The 16,367-nt window shown below is 56.1% G+C and carries 14 protein-coding genes; 11 read left to right on the forward strand and 3 right to left on the reverse strand.

Features of this window, described 5'->3' with window-relative positions:
* The first annotated feature begins 96 nt into the window (after positions 1–96).
* Positions 97–570 carry an IS200/IS605 family transposase gene (tnpA, locus tag NYE48_RS02100; protein ID WP_340996591.1) on the forward strand — a complete coding sequence of 158 codons (474 nt, stop codon included), beginning with the start codon at positions 97–99 and terminating at the stop codon, positions 568–570.
* Between the two features lie 153 nt (positions 571–723).
* Here the strand turns inward: tnpA and NYE48_RS02105 are convergent, their stop codons facing one another.
* The gene (locus NYE48_RS02105; protein WP_036709585.1) at positions 724–1,887 is read right to left on the reverse strand and encodes an MFS transporter; all 1,164 of its coding nucleotides are present in this window, start codon (positions 1,885–1,887) and stop codon (positions 724–726) included.
* A gap of 146 nt (positions 1,888–2,033) precedes the next feature.
* Between NYE48_RS02105 and NYE48_RS02110 the strand changes: the two genes are divergently transcribed.
* From NYE48_RS02110 to NYE48_RS02135, 6 genes are all read left to right on the forward strand, one after another.
* Positions 2,034–2,396: a winged helix-turn-helix transcriptional regulator gene (locus NYE48_RS02110; RefSeq protein WP_036709587.1), complete on the forward strand. Its 363-nt coding sequence runs from the start codon at positions 2,034–2,036 to the stop codon at positions 2,394–2,396.
* A gap of 229 nt (positions 2,397–2,625) precedes the next feature.
* Positions 2,626–3,669, forward strand: coding sequence for a Gfo/Idh/MocA family protein (locus NYE48_RS02115; protein ID WP_340996593.1), 1,044 nt, complete (start codon positions 2,626–2,628; stop codon positions 3,667–3,669).
* Positions 3,670–3,671: 2 nt separating this feature from the next.
* Positions 3,672–4,610: a Gfo/Idh/MocA family protein gene (locus NYE48_RS02120; RefSeq protein ID WP_212948627.1), complete on the forward strand. Its 939-nt coding sequence runs from the start codon at positions 3,672–3,674 to the stop codon at positions 4,608–4,610.
* A gap of 77 nt (positions 4,611–4,687) precedes the next feature.
* Entirely contained in the window at positions 4,688–5,620 is a 933-nt protein-coding gene (locus NYE48_RS02125) for a sugar phosphate isomerase/epimerase family protein (RefSeq protein WP_340996597.1), read from the forward strand.
* Between the two features lie 49 nt (positions 5,621–5,669).
* Positions 5,670–6,452, forward strand: a complete 783-nt coding sequence (locus NYE48_RS02130; RefSeq protein ID WP_340996599.1) for a glucosamine-6-phosphate deaminase — start codon at positions 5,670–5,672, stop codon at positions 6,450–6,452.
* Positions 6,453–6,559: 107 nt separating this feature from the next.
* Entirely contained in the window at positions 6,560–7,816 is a 1,257-nt protein-coding gene (locus tag NYE48_RS02135) for an N-acetylglucosamine-6-phosphate deacetylase (protein ID WP_340996601.1), read from the forward strand.
* A gap of 223 nt (positions 7,817–8,039) precedes the next feature.
* Here the strand turns inward: NYE48_RS02135 and NYE48_RS02140 are convergent, their stop codons facing one another.
* Positions 8,040–10,331, reverse strand: a complete 2,292-nt coding sequence (locus tag NYE48_RS02140; protein ID WP_212948633.1) for a helix-turn-helix domain-containing protein — start codon at positions 10,329–10,331, stop codon at positions 8,040–8,042.
* Between the two features lie 247 nt (positions 10,332–10,578).
* On the opposite strand from NYE48_RS02140, the gene NYE48_RS02145 reads away from it, so the two are divergent.
* From NYE48_RS02145 to NYE48_RS02160, 4 genes are all read left to right on the forward strand, one after another.
* Positions 10,579–11,556, forward strand: coding sequence for an ABC transporter permease (locus NYE48_RS02145; protein ID WP_340996603.1), 978 nt, complete (start codon positions 10,579–10,581; stop codon positions 11,554–11,556).
* Entirely contained in the window at positions 11,550–12,434 is an 885-nt protein-coding gene (locus NYE48_RS02150) for a carbohydrate ABC transporter permease (RefSeq protein ID WP_340996605.1), read from the forward strand. Before NYE48_RS02145 ends, NYE48_RS02150 begins: the two co-directional genes overlap by 7 nt.
* 51 nt (positions 12,435–12,485) lie before the next feature.
* Positions 12,486–14,048, forward strand: a complete 1,563-nt coding sequence (locus NYE48_RS02155; RefSeq protein ID WP_340996606.1) for an extracellular solute-binding protein — start codon at positions 12,486–12,488, stop codon at positions 14,046–14,048.
* 179 nt (positions 14,049–14,227) lie between these two features.
* The gene (locus NYE48_RS02160; RefSeq protein ID WP_340996609.1) at positions 14,228–14,617 is read left to right on the forward strand and encodes a VOC family protein; all 390 of its coding nucleotides are present in this window, start codon (positions 14,228–14,230) and stop codon (positions 14,615–14,617) included.
* A gap of 222 nt (positions 14,618–14,839) precedes the next feature.
* Here NYE48_RS02160 and NYE48_RS02165 read toward each other — a convergent pair whose 3' ends face one another.
* Positions 14,840–16,087, reverse strand: coding sequence for a peptidase (locus NYE48_RS02165; RefSeq protein WP_340996611.1), 1,248 nt, complete (start codon positions 16,085–16,087; stop codon positions 14,840–14,842).
* Positions 16,088–16,367 lie beyond the last annotated feature (280 nt).

A 16,367-nucleotide genomic window follows, 5' to 3' on the forward strand; every position in this document is an offset into this window, starting at 1 on the left:
CACCCGCTATGCGGGTGGAGGGAACGAGGGTTTGACCAACAAGACCATCCCGATAAAATTGAGATGTTCAGGCTCAATTGAAAGGAATGGTCTTAGATGGCAAACAAGAACTATAGTTTAGCTCACACAAAGTGGATGTGCAAATACCACATTGTATTCACCCCGAAGTATAGACGGAAAGAGATCTATAATCAAGTGAGGAAAGATTTAATCGAAATTTTCAAACGATTATGTAAATACAAGGGAGTAGAGATCATAGAAGGTCATATGATGCCAGATCACGTACACATGCTGGTAGCGATACCACCGAAAATTTCAGTATCAGCCTTCATGGGATATCTGAAGGGGAAAAGTGAGCTAATGATCTTTGAGAAGCATGCGCAATTAAAGTATAAATATGGGAATCGGAAATTTTGGGCGGAAGGATACTACGTCAGTACAGTAGGCTTAAACGAGGCAACCGTCGCAAAATATATTCGTGAACAAGAAGCACATGACCAGGCAGTGGACAAACTGAGTGTGAAGGAGTATGAGGACCCTTTTAGCATAAATAGTAGCAAGAAAAAGTAAACCAGTTTAACTGGTAAGTGAAAGAGACAAATTACACTGAGCCTGAACAATTTATTGTCAGGCTAGCGTCTTTAGGCGCAGTTTGGCAACAGGGGGTTATACCCCAAGTGCAAACCACCCGTTGGACGGGTGGTTATGATTCGACCGTAACAATCACGCGGTTTGAGGGGCGCGCCGTTTTCCAAGCGCGAAGCTGAAAATGGCCGTTCCAAGCCCCAGCGCCACGACGATTCCCGCCAGCCACGGATTATAAAGCACGGTCGACGTGCGTTCGATCAGCATGCCCCCCGAACCGGCGCCGGCCGCAAGGCCCAAATGGATCATCGACGTGTTCAGGCTGAGCACGAGGCTGGAGGACTCCGGCGCCTGTTTGATAAAGTGGGTTTGCAAGGCCGGCCCGCCCATGAACATCGAAAACATGATCAGTCCGATCAGGACGACTTCTACGGCAAGCGTGCCCGTAAACAATGGCAGTAGAATAAGCGCAGCCGCATGCACGGTTAAGGTGGCAATCAGGATGCGCTTGGTTCCAAAACGGTCCGCGCCGGAACCGCCCAGGCGGGCTCCGACGGCGCCGACCAATCCCAGGCCGAGCATCAGCAGGCTGATCGTGTTCGCATCGAAATGGAGCAAATCGTTCATGAACGTCGTCAAATACGTCAGCAGGACGGAATTTCCGGATTCGCGGAAGAAGCTGAGCATCAGCAGGCTGGCGATGATGCCGGAACCCAGCACCTTAAACTGCCGGCCGAACGAAGCGGGTTCGTCGCCGGGGATGCGCGGAAGAGACCGGAGGATGATAAGTCCCATCAACAAGCTCAGCACGCCGAGGATCGCAAATATCGACTGCCAGTTCAGCCATTTGGTGATAACGATCCCGATTGGAACGCCCAAAATCATCGCGGAGCTGAACCCGAGCACAATCGTGCCGATGGAAGCGCCGACTTTATCGGGAGGGGATAATTTGGCCGCGGCCGCAAAAGCGGTGACCAGATAAACGCCGGAGCCGATGCCAAGCAGCACCCGGGAGGCCAAAACGACGCCGAAATGAGGGACAAGGGAGGCTGCGCTTCCCAGCAAAAAGAGGGCTAGCGAAAAGAGCAGCACGTTTTTGCGTTCCCAGCGGGACGTAAAAAAGACGACGACGGGCGTCAGGGCGGCAAAAGCAAGCGAATACGCCGTAACCAGCTGGCCCGCGAGCGCGACCGAGATGCGGAGATCCGAAGCGATGACATACAAAATGCCCGAAACGACAAGCTCGGAGGTGGCGGTGAGAAACACGCCAAGCGTCAGAATATATATAAATAAACGGTTCATCAAAAATCATTCCTTTCAGGGATGTTGGAGAGCTCTCGATTGCATTATAATGGCAGTACATTCCTTTCGTAAGAACGCAAAACATTTGGATCTTATCCAAATGTTTTGATTAACTTACAAAAAGTAAGCTGATGGGAGGTTCGTGTATGGAACAGAATAATCCCGGCGACGCGGGCGATTTTTCGAATATTTGCTCGGTGCTGCAGATTTTGGGGGCAAAGTGGGCTTTCCTGGTGATCGCCGAGTTGTCCAAGGGGCCGAAAAGGTTCAACCAGCTCAGCCGGGACCTGGCCATCGTCAAAACGCAGTCCTTGTCCAACGCGCTCCGCCATTTGGAACAGAGCGGGATCGTCTCGCGGCAAGTGTTCCCGACGGTGCCCGTGACCGTGGAATATTCGCTGACGGAGAAGGGAATGGACTTCAAAACGGCGCTGCAGGAAATGGAGCGATGGGCTGCCAGATGGAACGTGCAGGAGCAAACCGGAGAACAAAACAGGAGACAGGCGTAAAGCGGCCGGATCTGGGAGGATGCATGATGCATCTTCTTTTTTTTGCGAAAACCGCGGGGTCAAGCCTCATATACATCTGAATATGCACTTCTGCGGATTCATCTTCCATTTTGCGGCTGACGGCAAAGGTGTGGGCAAAGCGGAACAACGGAGGATTGGCAGCCGCCAAGCCGGTTTTTAGAATGGGGGATGAAAGTCCATGGTGCACTCACCGATTAAGGAGGTCGCAATGACGAAAAAGATGAGGTTTGCCATTGTCGGCGCGGGCGTCATTTCCCCGCTCCATGCGCGTGCGATTGCCAGCCATCCGGAGGCCGAGCTGACGGCCGTCGTGGATGAAGTGCAGGAAAAGGCCGAAGCGTTAGCGAAGGAGTTCGGATCACCGCCGACATACAGAAACATGGAACAATTGCTGCAGGGAGGGGAGGTTGACGCGGTCTGCGTATGCGTGCCGAGCGGGCTCCACCGCGACATTACGGTGGCCGCGGCACGGGCAGGAAAACATGTGTTTTGCGAAAAGCCGCTGGGCATCACGGCGAAGGATATGGATGAGATGATTGAAGCCTGCCGGACGAACGGGGTCAAGCTTGCTACCGTATTCCAAAAACGGACGACGCAGGAAGCGCTTCTGACGAAAAAAGCGATCGAGGAAGGCAAATTGGGCAAACTCGTGCTCGGGGACGCTTATCTCAAATATTTCCGCAGCCGCGAATATTACAAAAGCGCCGGCTGGCGCGGAACGTGGGCGCTGGACGGCGGAGGGGCGCTGATGAACCAGGGCGTCCACGGCGTGGACATTATCCGTTGGATGATGGGCGACGTGGAAAGCGTGTTTGCCTACGCGTCGCCGCTCATTCATGACATCGAGGTGGAAGATACCGCGGTGGCCGTGCTGAAATACGCAAACGGCGCTTATGGCGTCATTCAAGGAGCGACGACGGTGAATCCGGGCCAGGAAGCGCGGTTCGAAATTCACGGGGAACACGGCTCGATCGTTTACGGGGACAGCGGCTTCAAAGTGTGGAAAACGGTGGATGGCGATGCGGCACCGTTCGGCGCGAAAGAAGGAACCGCCGACGGCACCGATGACCCGCGCGCGATTTCGGCCGACGGGCACTATATTTTGATCGACGACTTGATCAAGTCGGTGAAGGAGAACCGGGAGCCGCTCATATCCGGGGAAGAGGCGCGGAAATCGGTCGACTTGATTTTGGCCGTTTACGAGTCCGCCCGAACCGGCAGGGAAGTGAGACTACAGCCTGGAGGCGCATAAACATGGATTCGAAAACATTGAATATCGGCATGATCGGCCTGGACACCTCCCATGCCCCTTTATTTGCGGAAATGCTCAATGATCCGGCCCATCCCCATCATGTTCCGGGAGCCCGGGTGACCGTCGCCTTTCCGGGAGGTTCGCCCGATTTTCCGCTAAGCATCGATCGGGTGGCGGGGTTCACCGCCAAAATCGAAGGCGATTTTGGCGTGCGCATGGCAGGCAGCATCGGGGAGGTAGCCGAGGAAGCGGATGCGATCCTGCTGCTGACCGTCGATGGGCGGATTCACGCCGAACAGTTTGCGGCGGTGGCCCCGTATGGAAAACCGGTCTTTATCGACAAACCTTTCGCCGTCAGCAGCCGGGATGCGCGCGCCATTGCCGATCTCGCCCGCGAGCACCGGGTGCCGCTCATGAGCTGCTCCTCCGTCCGTTGGGCGGAAAATTTGGACGCGGCCGTCCGCGCAAACGACGGCCAAGGCCGGATCATCGGCGCCGACTGCTGCGGTCCGATGGAGCTGCAGCCGACCCAGCCGGGCTTTTTCTGGTACGGCATTCATATGGCGGATATGCTGTACCGCTGCATGGGACCGGGCTGCACGGAGGTGCGGGTGACGGCCAATGAGGACCATGATCTGGCGGTCGGCGTCTGGGCCGACGGACGGATCGGCACCATCCGCGGAAACCGCAAAGGGAACCGGCGTTTCGGGGCGCTGCTTCACCGCGAGCAGGGAACCGGATACGTCGATATCTATGCCGCGCAGAAGCCTTATTTCGCCAGCATGCTGGAAGAGGTCGTCCGCATGTTCCAAACGAAAACGCCGCCGCTCGATATCGAGGAAACGATCGAAGTGATCGCTTTTCTTGAAGCGGCGAACGAAAGCAGGGCAACCGGGAAATCCGTTCCTTTGCGCGGCTCGTTCGCGAAGCGGAACGGATAGAAGCGGGCGCATTCAGACAGGCGGCCGGCGGGAATGGAATCGACCTACAAACCTTCCGGATTTCGGAGAAATAGGGGATGTTGACAGGACCATCGGCTGCCGGAAAAAAAGGAGGCGATTGGATGATGGGCGGATTCAAGCTTGGCGTCATTACGGATGAAATTTCGCAAAACGTCGAAGATGCCATCCGGATCGCCAAACGGTACGGACTGGACGGATTGGAGCTGCGTTCGGTCGACGGCAAGCAGCTTCACCGGCTCGGCGACCGGAGGCTGGATGAGATTGCCGCCATGATCCGCGATGCGGGTCTAAGCGTGTGCGGCTTGTCCACGCCGGTGTTTAAATGCAATTTGCATAACAAGGAGGAGGTCGCCGCGCATCACCGCATGCTCCGCCGTTACGCGGAACTGGCGCGGAGGTTCGGTACGGGGATTCTCCGGGGTTTCAGCTTCTGGGCGAACCGGGACGATTATCGCACGGCTTTTCCGGGCATCGTGCGCGAGCTGCAGCATACCGTCCCGGTGCTGGAGGAATTCGGCGTCCGGCTTGCCCTGGAAGCCGATCCTTCCGTGTATGCGACGAACGGAACCAAGGTGGCTGCGCTCGTAAGCGAGGCGGCGAATCCGCGGATCCGGGCTTTATACGATCCGGGCAACGATTTGTGGGACCCGGATGGCGAAACGCCTTACCCGGACGGGTACGAAGCGCTGCAAGGCCAAATTTGCCACATCCACGTCAAGGATGCCGTACGGGAGAACGGCAAAACCGAAGCCGTCGCCATCGGCAGGGGCGAGGTGGGGTATGCCCGGCTGCTTGCCAGGCTGGCGGAGGACGGATACGACGGCTGGCTTGTCGTCGAGACGCATTACAGGCTCGCTTCCGAGCTGAGCGAAGAGCAGCTGAAGCGTCCTTCGGGATATGCCTTTTCCGCCGGAGGCGAGGAGGCGACGGAGGAATGCTTGGAGAGCTTCCTCGGCTTGCTGCGGCAGCACGGGCAACGCGTCGGTTGATGCCGGGGGCTGCTTCGGAAAGCGACGATGAAGAGAGGAGGGATGCACGATGAGTACCACTCCGTTGGCTGAAAGAGCATGGACGGCGGATCGTTTGCACGTGCGGCAGTACGCCGGCCGGGACGAGATGGGCAAAGCTGCCGCATCGGAAGCGGCCGAGGCGATCCGCCAAAAGCTGAATACGCAGGGAACCGTACGGATCGTGTTCGCGGCCGCGCCTTCCCAGAACGAGTTTCTTGAGGCGCTCGCAGCGGCGGAAGGCATCGACTGGGCGCGGGTAACGGCCTTTCATATGGATGAATACATCGGGCTGTCTACGGATGCGCCGCAGCGGTTCAGCCATTTCCTGACGACAAAGCTGTTTAGCCGGGTTCGTCCGGGAAAGGTTCATCTGCTCGACAGCACCGCCGAACCTGCGCAGGAATGCGCCAGATATGCTGCGCTGCTGCGGGAAGCGCCTCTGGATATCGTCTGCCTCGGCATCGGCGAAAACGGGCATATTGCCTTTAACGACCCGCCGGTGGCCGATTTTAACGATCCCGAGCTTGTAAAACAGGTCAAGCTCGATGATTGGTGCCGGCAGCAGCAGGTTCACGACGGATGTTTTGCGAAATTCGAGGACGTGCCGGAGTATGCGATGACGTTAACCGTTCCGGCGCTGATGTCGGCCGAAAGGCTGTTTTGCATCGTGCCCGGAGCCGCCAAACGCCGCGCGGTCCAAGGCACGCTGGAAGGGCCGATCACGACGGCTTGCCCGGCCTCGATCCTGAGAACGCATGCCGATTGCCGGATGTACCTCGACCGGGATTCCTCGCCGGTCGCGCTGCATTGACGTCATGCGGGCGACGGAGGAAAGCCGGCAGGTTAGAACGCCTCGCCTGGAACATAAAACTTTTCTTATTTTTATCCAAACTTATGAAGCAAGGAGACGGTGCATGGATGGTCAGATCGAACATGGCGACGTCCGGCTTCGAATTGATCGGGAGGCACTACCGTACGGGGGAGCCGGTGGCGGTTCGCATCCGGGAAGGGGTCATCGCGGAATGCCGAAGCATTGACGCGGTGGATTGCGAGTTAAACGCAATGAACCTGCCGGCAGTCGAAAACCTTCCTTGGATCGCCCCGGGGCTTGTCGATCTGCAAATCAACGGCTACGGGGGACTGGACATGAACGCGCCGGACCTGGCGGAGGAGACGGTAGAAGCGCTGATCGACAGGCTGTGGGCCGAAGGCGTCACCTCGTTTTACCCGACGGTCATCACGGGCTCCGACGCATCGATCGAACGGGCGCTTGCCGTCATTGATCGGGTTTGTTCCCGGCTGGAGCGGGAAGGCGGCCTGGGCGGAGCGCACAGCATCGCCGGCATCCATCTCGAAGGCCCGTTCATATCCCCCGAAGACGGGCCGCGCGGCGCCCACAACCGGGCCTTCGTCAAGGCGCCCGATCCGGTGCGTCTCGATGCCTGGCAGCAGGCGGCCGGCGGGCGCATCCGGATCGTCACGCTGTCGCCGGAATGGCCGGAGGCCGAAGCCTTTATCGCCCGCTGCGCCGAGCAAGGCATCGTGGCAGCGATCGGCCATACCGCCGCTTCCGCTGATCAAATCGGGCGCGCCGCCGCAGCCGGGGCCAGCTTGTCCACGCACCTCGGCAACGGCGCCCATCCGGTGCTGCCGCGCCATCCCAACTACATTTGGGATCAGCTGGCGGATGATCGGCTGTGGGCCAGCGTCATTGCCGACGGCTTCCACCTTCCGGCCGCCTTCTTGAAGGTCGCCCGGAAGGTAAAAGGAGACCGGCTGATTCTCGTCAGCGACGCCGTCAGCCTGGGCGGCATGCCGCCCGGGAACTACGATGCTCCCGTCGGCGGGCGCGTCACGCTGACCGCGCAGGGGCGGCTGCATCTTGCCGGCCAGCCGGCGCTGCTGGCCGGATCGGCGCTGCCGCTGACCACGGGCATTTCGCATATGCGTTCCTGCGGCATTTGCAGCCTCGGGGAAGCTTGGGACATGGCTTCGATCGCGCCTTCCAAGCTGATGAAGCTGGAGACCGGCGCCGGGCTGCAGCCTGGAGCACCGGCGGATCTAGCCTTGTTCACGCTGGACGAAGGGCAAATCCGGATGCTGGAGACGTATAAGCGAGGGAAACGGATGTTTCGCCGCGACCCCAGGGCAGAGCGACGTGAAAACGGCCCCTAAGCCATGCCGACGGGGGAAAGCGCAGCCCCATCTTCAATTCAAAACGACGTAACCACACGCAAACCGGCGGCCAAGAAAATCGTTCTTGGCCGCCGGTTCTTTTGCGCTTCGCGGCGGTGCGTTTTAGCCTAAGAAGCAGCCGCGCCAATTGCCGCCTGTCTTCTTGGGCGCGGGTATAACTTCATTCACCGTTTTGTTGAACGGGGACGGACAAACCTCCCCGTCAGGAAGCGTATTTCTTCCGGAATTCGCCCGGCGTCATGCCGGCATGCCGTTTGAACATGCGGATAAACGAATTGACGTTGTGGTAGCCGACCCGGGCGGCGACGTCCTGGATGCGCAAATCGAGGTTTTGCAGCATGTCCTTGGCCGCGCGGATGCGCAGATCGTTCAAATAATCGCTGAAATTGAGCCCGGTTTTTTCCTTGAAATAGGTGGACAGGTACCCCGAGGTGATATTCAGCTTGTCGGCCATCATATCCAGGTTGATGTCCTCGTCCAGATGCTCATTGATATAGGTCATGACGAAGGACGTGATCGGGTCGTGGTTTTCCGTTTTGCGCCGGATCAGTTCCAGCGCCGGGCCGAGCAGGCTGCCGAACCAGGCTTCATATTGCCCCGGGCTGTAGAAATGCCGCGTCGATTCCAGCATTGGCACAGCCGCCGCCTCAAATTCCGCATGCAGGTTCTGGCTGCGCAGCAGCTTGTCGAGCTCGCCGGCCACGTCTTTGGCGAACCGCCGGTATTCGATGGCCGCCGCCTGCTTTTTTTCCAGCACGCTCAAGCTTTTCGCGATCCACTCCCGCATACTGTCGTCGCTTCCGCTGAGCACCCGGTTGTGGAACTCCTGCTCCCATGTCGCTTTGAAGCAGCGGGCGTCTTTGCCGGGCCCGGCGCCGTCCGGGCGGATCCACTGGGTTTCATCCCGAAGCTTCCGCTGTTTCAGCATGCCGTTCACGCAGGCCAGCGCCGCCGTGAAAGAGGCCCCTGCCGGCTGTACCGGGCTTTCCGCCATCGTGACGAGGTAGGAGCTTCGGTCCCGGTCGAACACCTGCTGCAGATGCCGAAGCTGCGCCGACGTTTCCGCGTTTTCATCGGGAAGGAAAACGATGGACAAGATCTGGCAGGGTTCGGTTTGGAGCGTGACGGAGTCCGGATACACCTGCCGCCAAATCTGGTCGACGTATTCCCGCATGTAATAGGCCCCTTTTTCCTGCACCAAAGGATATTCGGCGCTGGCCTCCTTGAAAATGATCTGGTACGCGACCATGACGTACGGCATGCTGACATCCGCCAGCTCCTTCAGCTCGCTCAGGTTCATATGGATGTTTTTCAGGCGGTTGGTATAGGCGTAATGGCGCAGCAGCGAGTTTTTTCGGGCCAAATCGCTGGAGATCCGCTGATGGGTGGAGCGCAAATGCTGGACCCTGCGGCTGATCAGCTCGATTTCCTTGACCGGTCCCTGCACCGGTTCGGGTTCGTCGGCGCGCAGCGTATCGGCCATGATGCGGATCGGGCGATGCACCCTGCGGCTGAACGCATACGTCAACACGATCAGCAGGCCGACGATGCCGAGGAGCGAAAGCAGCACGAGATTCAAATTCAGAAGCTGGGAGGAGATGCTTTGGACGGGCACGCGGCTGACATACATGAACCCCGTGTCGGTTCCTTTCCGGTAAAAATAATACGCGTCTTTCGTCTGCACGAACGAATGCCGTTCGTCAAACGTATGAAGGGCGGGCAGCAGACCCGCGTCGGATCCGGATTCAGGCGCATACAGCGGGCGCCCATCCGAATCCAAAATATAAAAGCTGCCGCTCATGGCGGATTGCAGGTTCCGGGCGAGCCGTTCCGCATCCAGCATGGCCACCAGATACATATCCTTGTACGGCATCATTTTGATGACGACGGGCATCAGCATGCCCTTGGAGCGAACCGATCCGGCCGTGTTTTCCGTAAACGCCGCCGCGGGAAATACCCGGAACGCGTAACGCTTTCCGAACTGCTCATCCCAAAAAGCCGGCGGGTACGACGGGCTTGCATAATACGTGCCGAACATTGCCTTTGCGCTGCTCGTCCCGTCCTTTTCGACGACATAGGCGTCCTTTTGAAAATAGATGATCAAATTGTCCATCCCCAAAAAAGGGTTTCCATACAGCCGCTTCATTTCCCCGATCACGTCGTTGACGTAGCCGTATGCCTGATTGCGCTTGACCTGGCGCAGCTGGTTTACGTACGTCATCCATTCCGGGTTTTGGCTCAAGCCCAGCACCATCTCCCGGGTCAGCCGGAATTGGTTTTCGTAGCCCGAGGCCGCATGGTTCATGGCCAGCTCGTTATATTTCACGATCTCCCGGTGGATTTGCCCTTTCAAATAAAAAAAGGAAACAAGATTGAAGGCGGTGAGCAGCAAAATGACCGCGAGGAAACCGGACAGCAGCTTGGTGAACAAGGTGGAAAAGCCAAACCTTCTCTTCATCAGCACAAACGACATCAGGTCGACACCTCCATGCAAGTATAGGCCCGCCTCCCGAAGGGTGAACGAAAATATCGGCCTACAGTGACTTTATCATAAGGTTTATTTTCGCGTTCACACAATATTCACCTTTTCAGGATTCTCTACAACCTTTCCACTCACCCGAAAAAAAGGGGATGGGGCCGCAAACTTGCCGATTTATTTTCCGCAGGGGCATCCGTTATGCTGTCGGTACAGGAAAGGCAAAAAGAAAAACGAATTGGCGAAAAGGGGGTGCGGAAGGGACATGAAAACGGCGGAAACGAATTTGCCGAAAGCCGGTACAGTATTAAAAGGACGCTCCCGCGCCCGCCCGGAAAGGGGGCGAATCGCGCGGGCATTCCGGCGGAGCAAATATTTATGGCTGCTGTTTTTGCCCTGCCTGATCTATTATGCGGTGTTCAAATACGCGCCGATGTTCGGACTGGTCATCACGTTCAAAAACTACAACGTCTTTAAAGGCATCTGGGCGAGCGATTGGGTTGGCTTAAAGTATTACCGGATGTTTTTCAGCAACCCGGACTTTTGGGTGTTGATGAAAAACACGTTTTTGCTGGGGCTTTACAAGCTGATCTTCGGGTTTCCGGCGCCGATCATTCTCGCGCTGCTGATGAACGAGGTCCGAAACGCCATCTTCAAACGATGGGTGCAGACGTTCAGCTATTTGCCGCATTTTATTTCCAACGTCATCGTGGCCAGCATGGTCATCATGTTCCTGTCGCCGACGGGAGGCATCGTCAATCATGCCATTACCGCGCTGGGCGGGACGCCGATCAATTTCATGATGGAGCCGGGGCTGTTCCGGCCGATTTACGTCCTGTCGGAAATTTGGCAGCATATCGGCTGGGAGACGATCATTTTCCTGGCGGCGCTGACGGCGGTGGACCCGCAGCTGTACGAGGCGGCTGGCATCGACGGCGCGGGCAGGTGGAGAAAGCTGTGGCATGTGACTCTGCCGGGGATCGCGCCGACGATTATGATCATTTTGATCCTGGACATCGGCAAGGTGCTGGAAATCGGGTTCGAAAAGGTGTTCCTGATGTACAATCCCGCCGTCTACAGCACGGCCGACATTATCAGCACCTATGTGTACCGGGTCGGCATGGAGCAGGGCAATTTCAGCTACGCCTCGGCGATCGACCTGTTTATGGGCGTCATCAGCTTTATTTTTATCTTTTCGGCCAATTACATCAGCCGGCGGTTGGGAGGAACGAGCATATGGTAACTTTGGGGCGCGGCCGGCGCCGCATCAGCGTCTTCACGGTCGTCAATACGCTCATCATGCTGCTGGTTGCCACCGTGATGCTGTATCCTTTCGTGTATATGCTCGCGGTATCGCTGAGCGAAGACGTATACGTGATGAAAGGCGAAGTCACGCTCTGGCCGAAAGGCTGGAATTTTCGGATGTATGAGCTGGTCCTTGGCGATCCGAAAATTTGGACGTCGTACCGGAATACAATTCTTTATACGGTGCTCGGCACGGCGATTGCCATGCTGGTGACTTCGATGGGGGCGTACGCCCTGTCGCGCAAGGACATGACGTTTCATAAAGGTTTTACGGTTTTAATCGTGTTTACGATGTTTTTCGGCGGCGGCATGATTCCGACGTTTCTGGTCGTGCGTTCGCTGGGATTGGTGGACACCATCTGGGGTATGGTGTTACCCGGCGCGGTCAGCACCTGGAATTTGATCCTGATGCGGACGTTTTTCAGCGGCATTCCGAAAGAGCTGGAGGAATCGGGGCGGATGGACGGCCTGAACGATATCGGGATCTTTTTCCGGATCATCGTGCCGTTGTCCAAACCGGTGTTTGCCACCATCTCGCTGTTTTACGCCGTCGGCATCTGGAATAACTTTCTGTATCCGCTCCTCTATTTGCGGAGTCAGGAGCTGTTTCCGCTGCAGGTGCTGCTGCGCAATCTCGTCCTTGCCGGCAGCGTCAGCTCCGGGCAGGTCACGCAGATCGGCGGGGATAACCTGGTGGTCGAGGATTCGCTCAAATACGCCACGATCATGGTCTCGACGCTGCCGATTTTGATCCTGTATCCTTTCGTGCAAAAATATTTCGTAAAGGGTTCCATGATCGGCGCGGTCAAAGGCTGACATCCATGGCTTTTGCTTTCGGAACGAAAAAAGAATTCAAGGGGGATGTACATGGGCAAAAAACGGTCGTATGCGATTTTGGCGGCGCTGCTCGTATTGATGCTTGCGGCGGCCGGCTGCACTTCGGGCACGGGAAAGGAAACTCCGGCCGCGGAGCCTAAAGGCGGGAACGCTCCTGCGGCGAAGCCGAAAAACGAGGTCACGCTCACGGCGCTTCTGGATAACAACGCGACGTTTCCGTACAGCAAGGATTGGCCGATTTGGAAATGGATCAAAGACCAAACGGGCGTGACGTTAAACGTCGAAACGCCGTCCGGCAAGCTGAGCGATACGCTCAACCTGGTCATGGCCTCGGGCAACCTGCCGGACCTGATGTATATGTCGAGCCGCCGCGACTCCAACAAATACGGCGATCAGGGGGCTTTGGAAAACATTTTGGATCATGTCGACCAAATGCCGAACCTGAAAAAATGGATGGAGCAATATCCGGAAGAAGCGAAAGCGGCGCTGTCCGCCGACGGCAAAATGTATATGTTCCCGAACCAGGGCTTCGGGGAAACGAACCGGATGATCTGGCTCTACCGCGAGGATGTTTTCAAAAAGCATAACCTTGCCGTTCCCAAAACGTACGAAGAGCTGCATCAAGTCCTCAAAAAACTGAAGGAGCTTTATCCGGAAAGCTATCCGCTTTCCATGCGCTTCGGCCAAATCCCGGATGAAATGATGGCGAATTTGACGACCAACTTCGGCAGCGGCACGGACGTCTATTACAACTTTGACGAGAAAAAATGGAAGTTCGGCCCGACGGAGGACAACTACAAGGCGATGGTCGGCATGTGGCACACCTTCTACAAGGAGGGACTGATTCCGCCGGATTTCCTCTCGATCCAGACGAAGCAGTGGCAGGACGTCATGTCCACCGGCCAGTCGTTCATTACGATCGACTATATCAGCCGCGTCGACTTTTTCAACAACGCCATGCGCAAGGACAATCCGGAATACAGCCTGCAATTTATGGCGCCGCCGGCCGGGCTGCCGGGCATGAAACCGCAGAATCCTTATTTCCACTACCTGGAGGGCGGTTTGACGGTTGCGTCGACCTCTAAGCATAAAGACGACATCATGAAATACATGGACTTTTTCTACAGCGAAGAAGGGCGGACGTTAAGCAGCTGGGGCAAGGAAGGCGAAACGTACACAGAGGAAAACGGGCAGAAAAAATTCAAACCCGAGTTCACCGACGTGACGGAAATGCGGAAGCAGACCGGGCTGCAGACGAGCGGCACGTATACCTGGATCGATTTTAACGCGCATCTGTCGCTGTTTTCGCCGGATTTGAAAAAGGCTTACGAGGAAGCCGTCAAATACGATCCGCCCGCGATGCAGCCGAAACCGGCGTTTACGGACGAGGAAAACGAGGTGCTTTCGGTCACGGGGCAGGCCGTGAAAAAATATAGGGAGGAAAACTTTTCGAAATTCGTCCTCGGCACAAGAGGCTTAAACGAATGGGACCAATACGTAAAAGAAATCAACGGGCTCGGCGTGCAAAAGCTGATCGACACGTACGATGCGGCGCTGAAAAGAGTAGAGGAGACGAAGCTGGAAAATAAATAGGAAGGCGCGAGCTCGCGCCGATTCCATGCAACACCTGGCCGAAAGCCGGGTGTCTTTTTTTATAATAAACTTTTTTAAAATATTTTTTGCGGGTGTGTCGATTTCGCCGATATGCATTCGTCGTAGTGATGTAAGGACAAAAAACAGGCGAAAGGTTGTTGAACATAATGGGAGCACAAATGAACGCTTATCTGATGTCGAAGGATGCAAAAAGCCAGGCGAATTTTTACATCGAATCTCTCGGCGGGGAAATTCGGTTTATGAACACATACGGGGATGCGTCCGGAGCCCCTGAGGCGATGAAGGATAAAGTAATGCACTTGGCGTTGACCGTGGCGGGAACGAATTCGCTTATGCTGTCCGATGCGTTTGAACCGGTTATGTATAACCGCAGCGTCAGTCTTTCTTTAACCTATAACAATAACAATGAGACCGAAGCCAGAGCCGCCTATGCCAAGCTGAGCGAAGGCGGGGAAAGCAAATATCCTTTTGCCCTTCAGCCTTGGGGTGCTTATTATGGAGAGGTCATTGACCGGTTCGGCGTGACGTGGATGATTACGAAGATATAGTTCAGGGAATCCAACCGGCGAATTTCATAGTGAAGCACAATTCGGGAAGGCGGCCGTCATGATGATCGGCTGTCTTTTTGTTGCAGCGGAATCGGGAGCTATGGACGAACGACCGCTGGTTATGTCCGCATACGGTCTGTTCCCTCAAGTCCGCTGCACGCCAAAAAACCCGGCCGATTCTTTTGATGAATCGGCCGGGTTTTCGTGCGTTGATGATGCTGCTTATTTAGGCTGCACCGCATCTTTGTCCGACGTCACGATCACGACCTCGGCGCTTGTGATGCCCGGCAGCGATTTGGTCATGACCGGCGAATGGAACGCGACGATTTTCGTTCCGGCGCGGAGCGCCGTGTCGCCGCCCAGTGCAGGGATGATCGTTGTTTCCTTCGAAATGTTCAGGATGACGTCGTTTGCCGTGGAATCGTCGGAACCGACGTTCACGTACACTTGATCTTTGGATGTGCGGTCGGACGGCATGACCGTGCCTTCAATTTTGACGGACTCCGCTTTTTTCACCACGATTTTGTCCGCATGGGTGTGGGCGGGATACATCAGCGTCATGACGGCGCCGTAGGTCGCTTCCACATGGCCGCTCGTTTTGAGCGCATCCTTGGTCAGTTTGTTGCCGTCTTCATCGACGATTTGCGTTTTGTCGTCGATGGACAACACGACATAGTTGACGCCGCCTTTTTCCAGCGGTTGGCCGATGACCGTGATTTGGCCGTCTTTTTGGTCGGTAATGACGCCTGCGGTTCCTGCCGTCAGCTCGTTAACCTCCCCGGGATTGACGTCTTCCATGTTCGTGTTCACGATCACGTAATTCGTTCCGGATTGCGGCGGAAGGCTCATCGCGACGGCCGGACCGTAAAATGCCCTCACGCTCATGCCTTCTTTGATGTCTCCGGCGGCAATCGTTTTGCGGTTTTGATCGATGATCGTCGCTTTATCCGCGAAATGCAGCCAAATTTCCTCGTCGTGTTTGTCGTAAACATCGGTGCCTTTTACCAAAATGCGGCCGTCTCTAACCTCGGTTACCTTACCGTCGATAGCCGAGAAGCTTTGGTCCTGAACGACCAGCGTCAGCGCGGTTCCGCGGGCTGGAATGCTTTTTGTAATGTTCGGGCTGTAGAAAGCTTTGACGGTTTTGTGCCCGTCGATGATTTTTTGCAGAGGAACGGTTTTTCCTTTGGCGTCGATGAATTTCGTTTTGGGCGTAATGGCCAGGATGATTTCGTCCTGATCGGTCGGCGCAAGTCCGCGTCCGGTCACGGTAATGAATTTATCCGATTTGTCGTGCACGAAATTCGTGATTTGTCCCCAGGTTGCCGGAACGTTTTTGACGTCGGTTTGCTTGTTGGCGTTTCCTTTTTGTACCGCTTGGGCTGGGAGCTGCTGCGCGTTTGCCGCCACCGGCATGGCTGCCAGAGCCAAAATGGATGCGGTCGCGAGCACTTTGTACATTTTATTCATCTGTCATTCCTCCTATAGGCGTGAGCTTGTACGAACGTTTTGGTTACCAGTCGGCTGCTCATTTCCGAAATACTTTTGCCAAACCTTTCATTGGAAAATGATGCATGCCTTTCACCGTTCCAGACGGGACGTTAACGCAAAATGTTGCATAAACGGTTGTTTTCAAAAAAACCGGCTCCTGGCCTTTTTTCAGTTCAAGATGGCTTGCGTGGTGGACTACGGTCATGGACTGACAGCCGGGTTGCTCATGGTGCTTGGTTTTTTGCTGTCTCAAGGAGGA

The sequence above is a fragment of the Paenibacillus sp. FSL M7-1455 genome (assembly GCF_038004655.1).
GTDB lineage: Bacteria > Bacillota > Bacilli > Paenibacillales > Paenibacillaceae > Paenibacillus_AQ > Paenibacillus_AQ cookii.

Bases quoted from the DNA above. Each gene is read 5' to 3' on its own strand.
- tnpA (WP_340996591.1), top strand. From the start codon at position 97: ATGGCAAACAAGAACTATAGTTTAGCTCACACAAAGTGGATGTGCAAA.
- NYE48_RS02105 (WP_036709585.1), bottom strand. From the start codon at position 1,887: ATGAACCGTTTATTTATATATATTCTGACGCTTGGCGTGTTTCTCACC.
- NYE48_RS02110 (WP_036709587.1), top strand. From the start codon at position 2,034: ATGGAACAGAATAATCCCGGCGACGCGGGCGATTTTTCGAATATTTGC.
- NYE48_RS02115 (WP_340996593.1), top strand. From the start codon at position 2,626: ATGACGAAAAAGATGAGGTTTGCCATTGTCGGCGCGGGCGTCATTTCC.
- NYE48_RS02120 (WP_212948627.1), top strand. From the start codon at position 3,672: ATGGATTCGAAAACATTGAATATCGGCATGATCGGCCTGGACACCTCC.
- NYE48_RS02125 (WP_340996597.1), top strand. From the start codon at position 4,688: ATGTTGACAGGACCATCGGCTGCCGGAAAAAAAGGAGGCGATTGGATG.
- NYE48_RS02130 (WP_340996599.1), top strand. From the start codon at position 5,670: ATGAGTACCACTCCGTTGGCTGAAAGAGCATGGACGGCGGATCGTTTG.
- NYE48_RS02135 (WP_340996601.1), top strand. From the start codon at position 6,560: ATGGTCAGATCGAACATGGCGACGTCCGGCTTCGAATTGATCGGGAGG.
- NYE48_RS02145 (WP_340996603.1), top strand. From the start codon at position 10,579: ATGAAAACGGCGGAAACGAATTTGCCGAAAGCCGGTACAGTATTAAAA.
- NYE48_RS02150 (WP_340996605.1), top strand. From the start codon at position 11,550: ATGGTAACTTTGGGGCGCGGCCGGCGCCGCATCAGCGTCTTCACGGTC.
- NYE48_RS02155 (WP_340996606.1), top strand. From the start codon at position 12,486: ATGGGCAAAAAACGGTCGTATGCGATTTTGGCGGCGCTGCTCGTATTG.
- NYE48_RS02160 (WP_340996609.1), top strand. From the start codon at position 14,228: ATGAACGCTTATCTGATGTCGAAGGATGCAAAAAGCCAGGCGAATTTT.
- NYE48_RS02165 (WP_340996611.1), bottom strand. From the start codon at position 16,087: ATGAATAAAATGTACAAAGTGCTCGCGACCGCATCCATTTTGGCTCTG.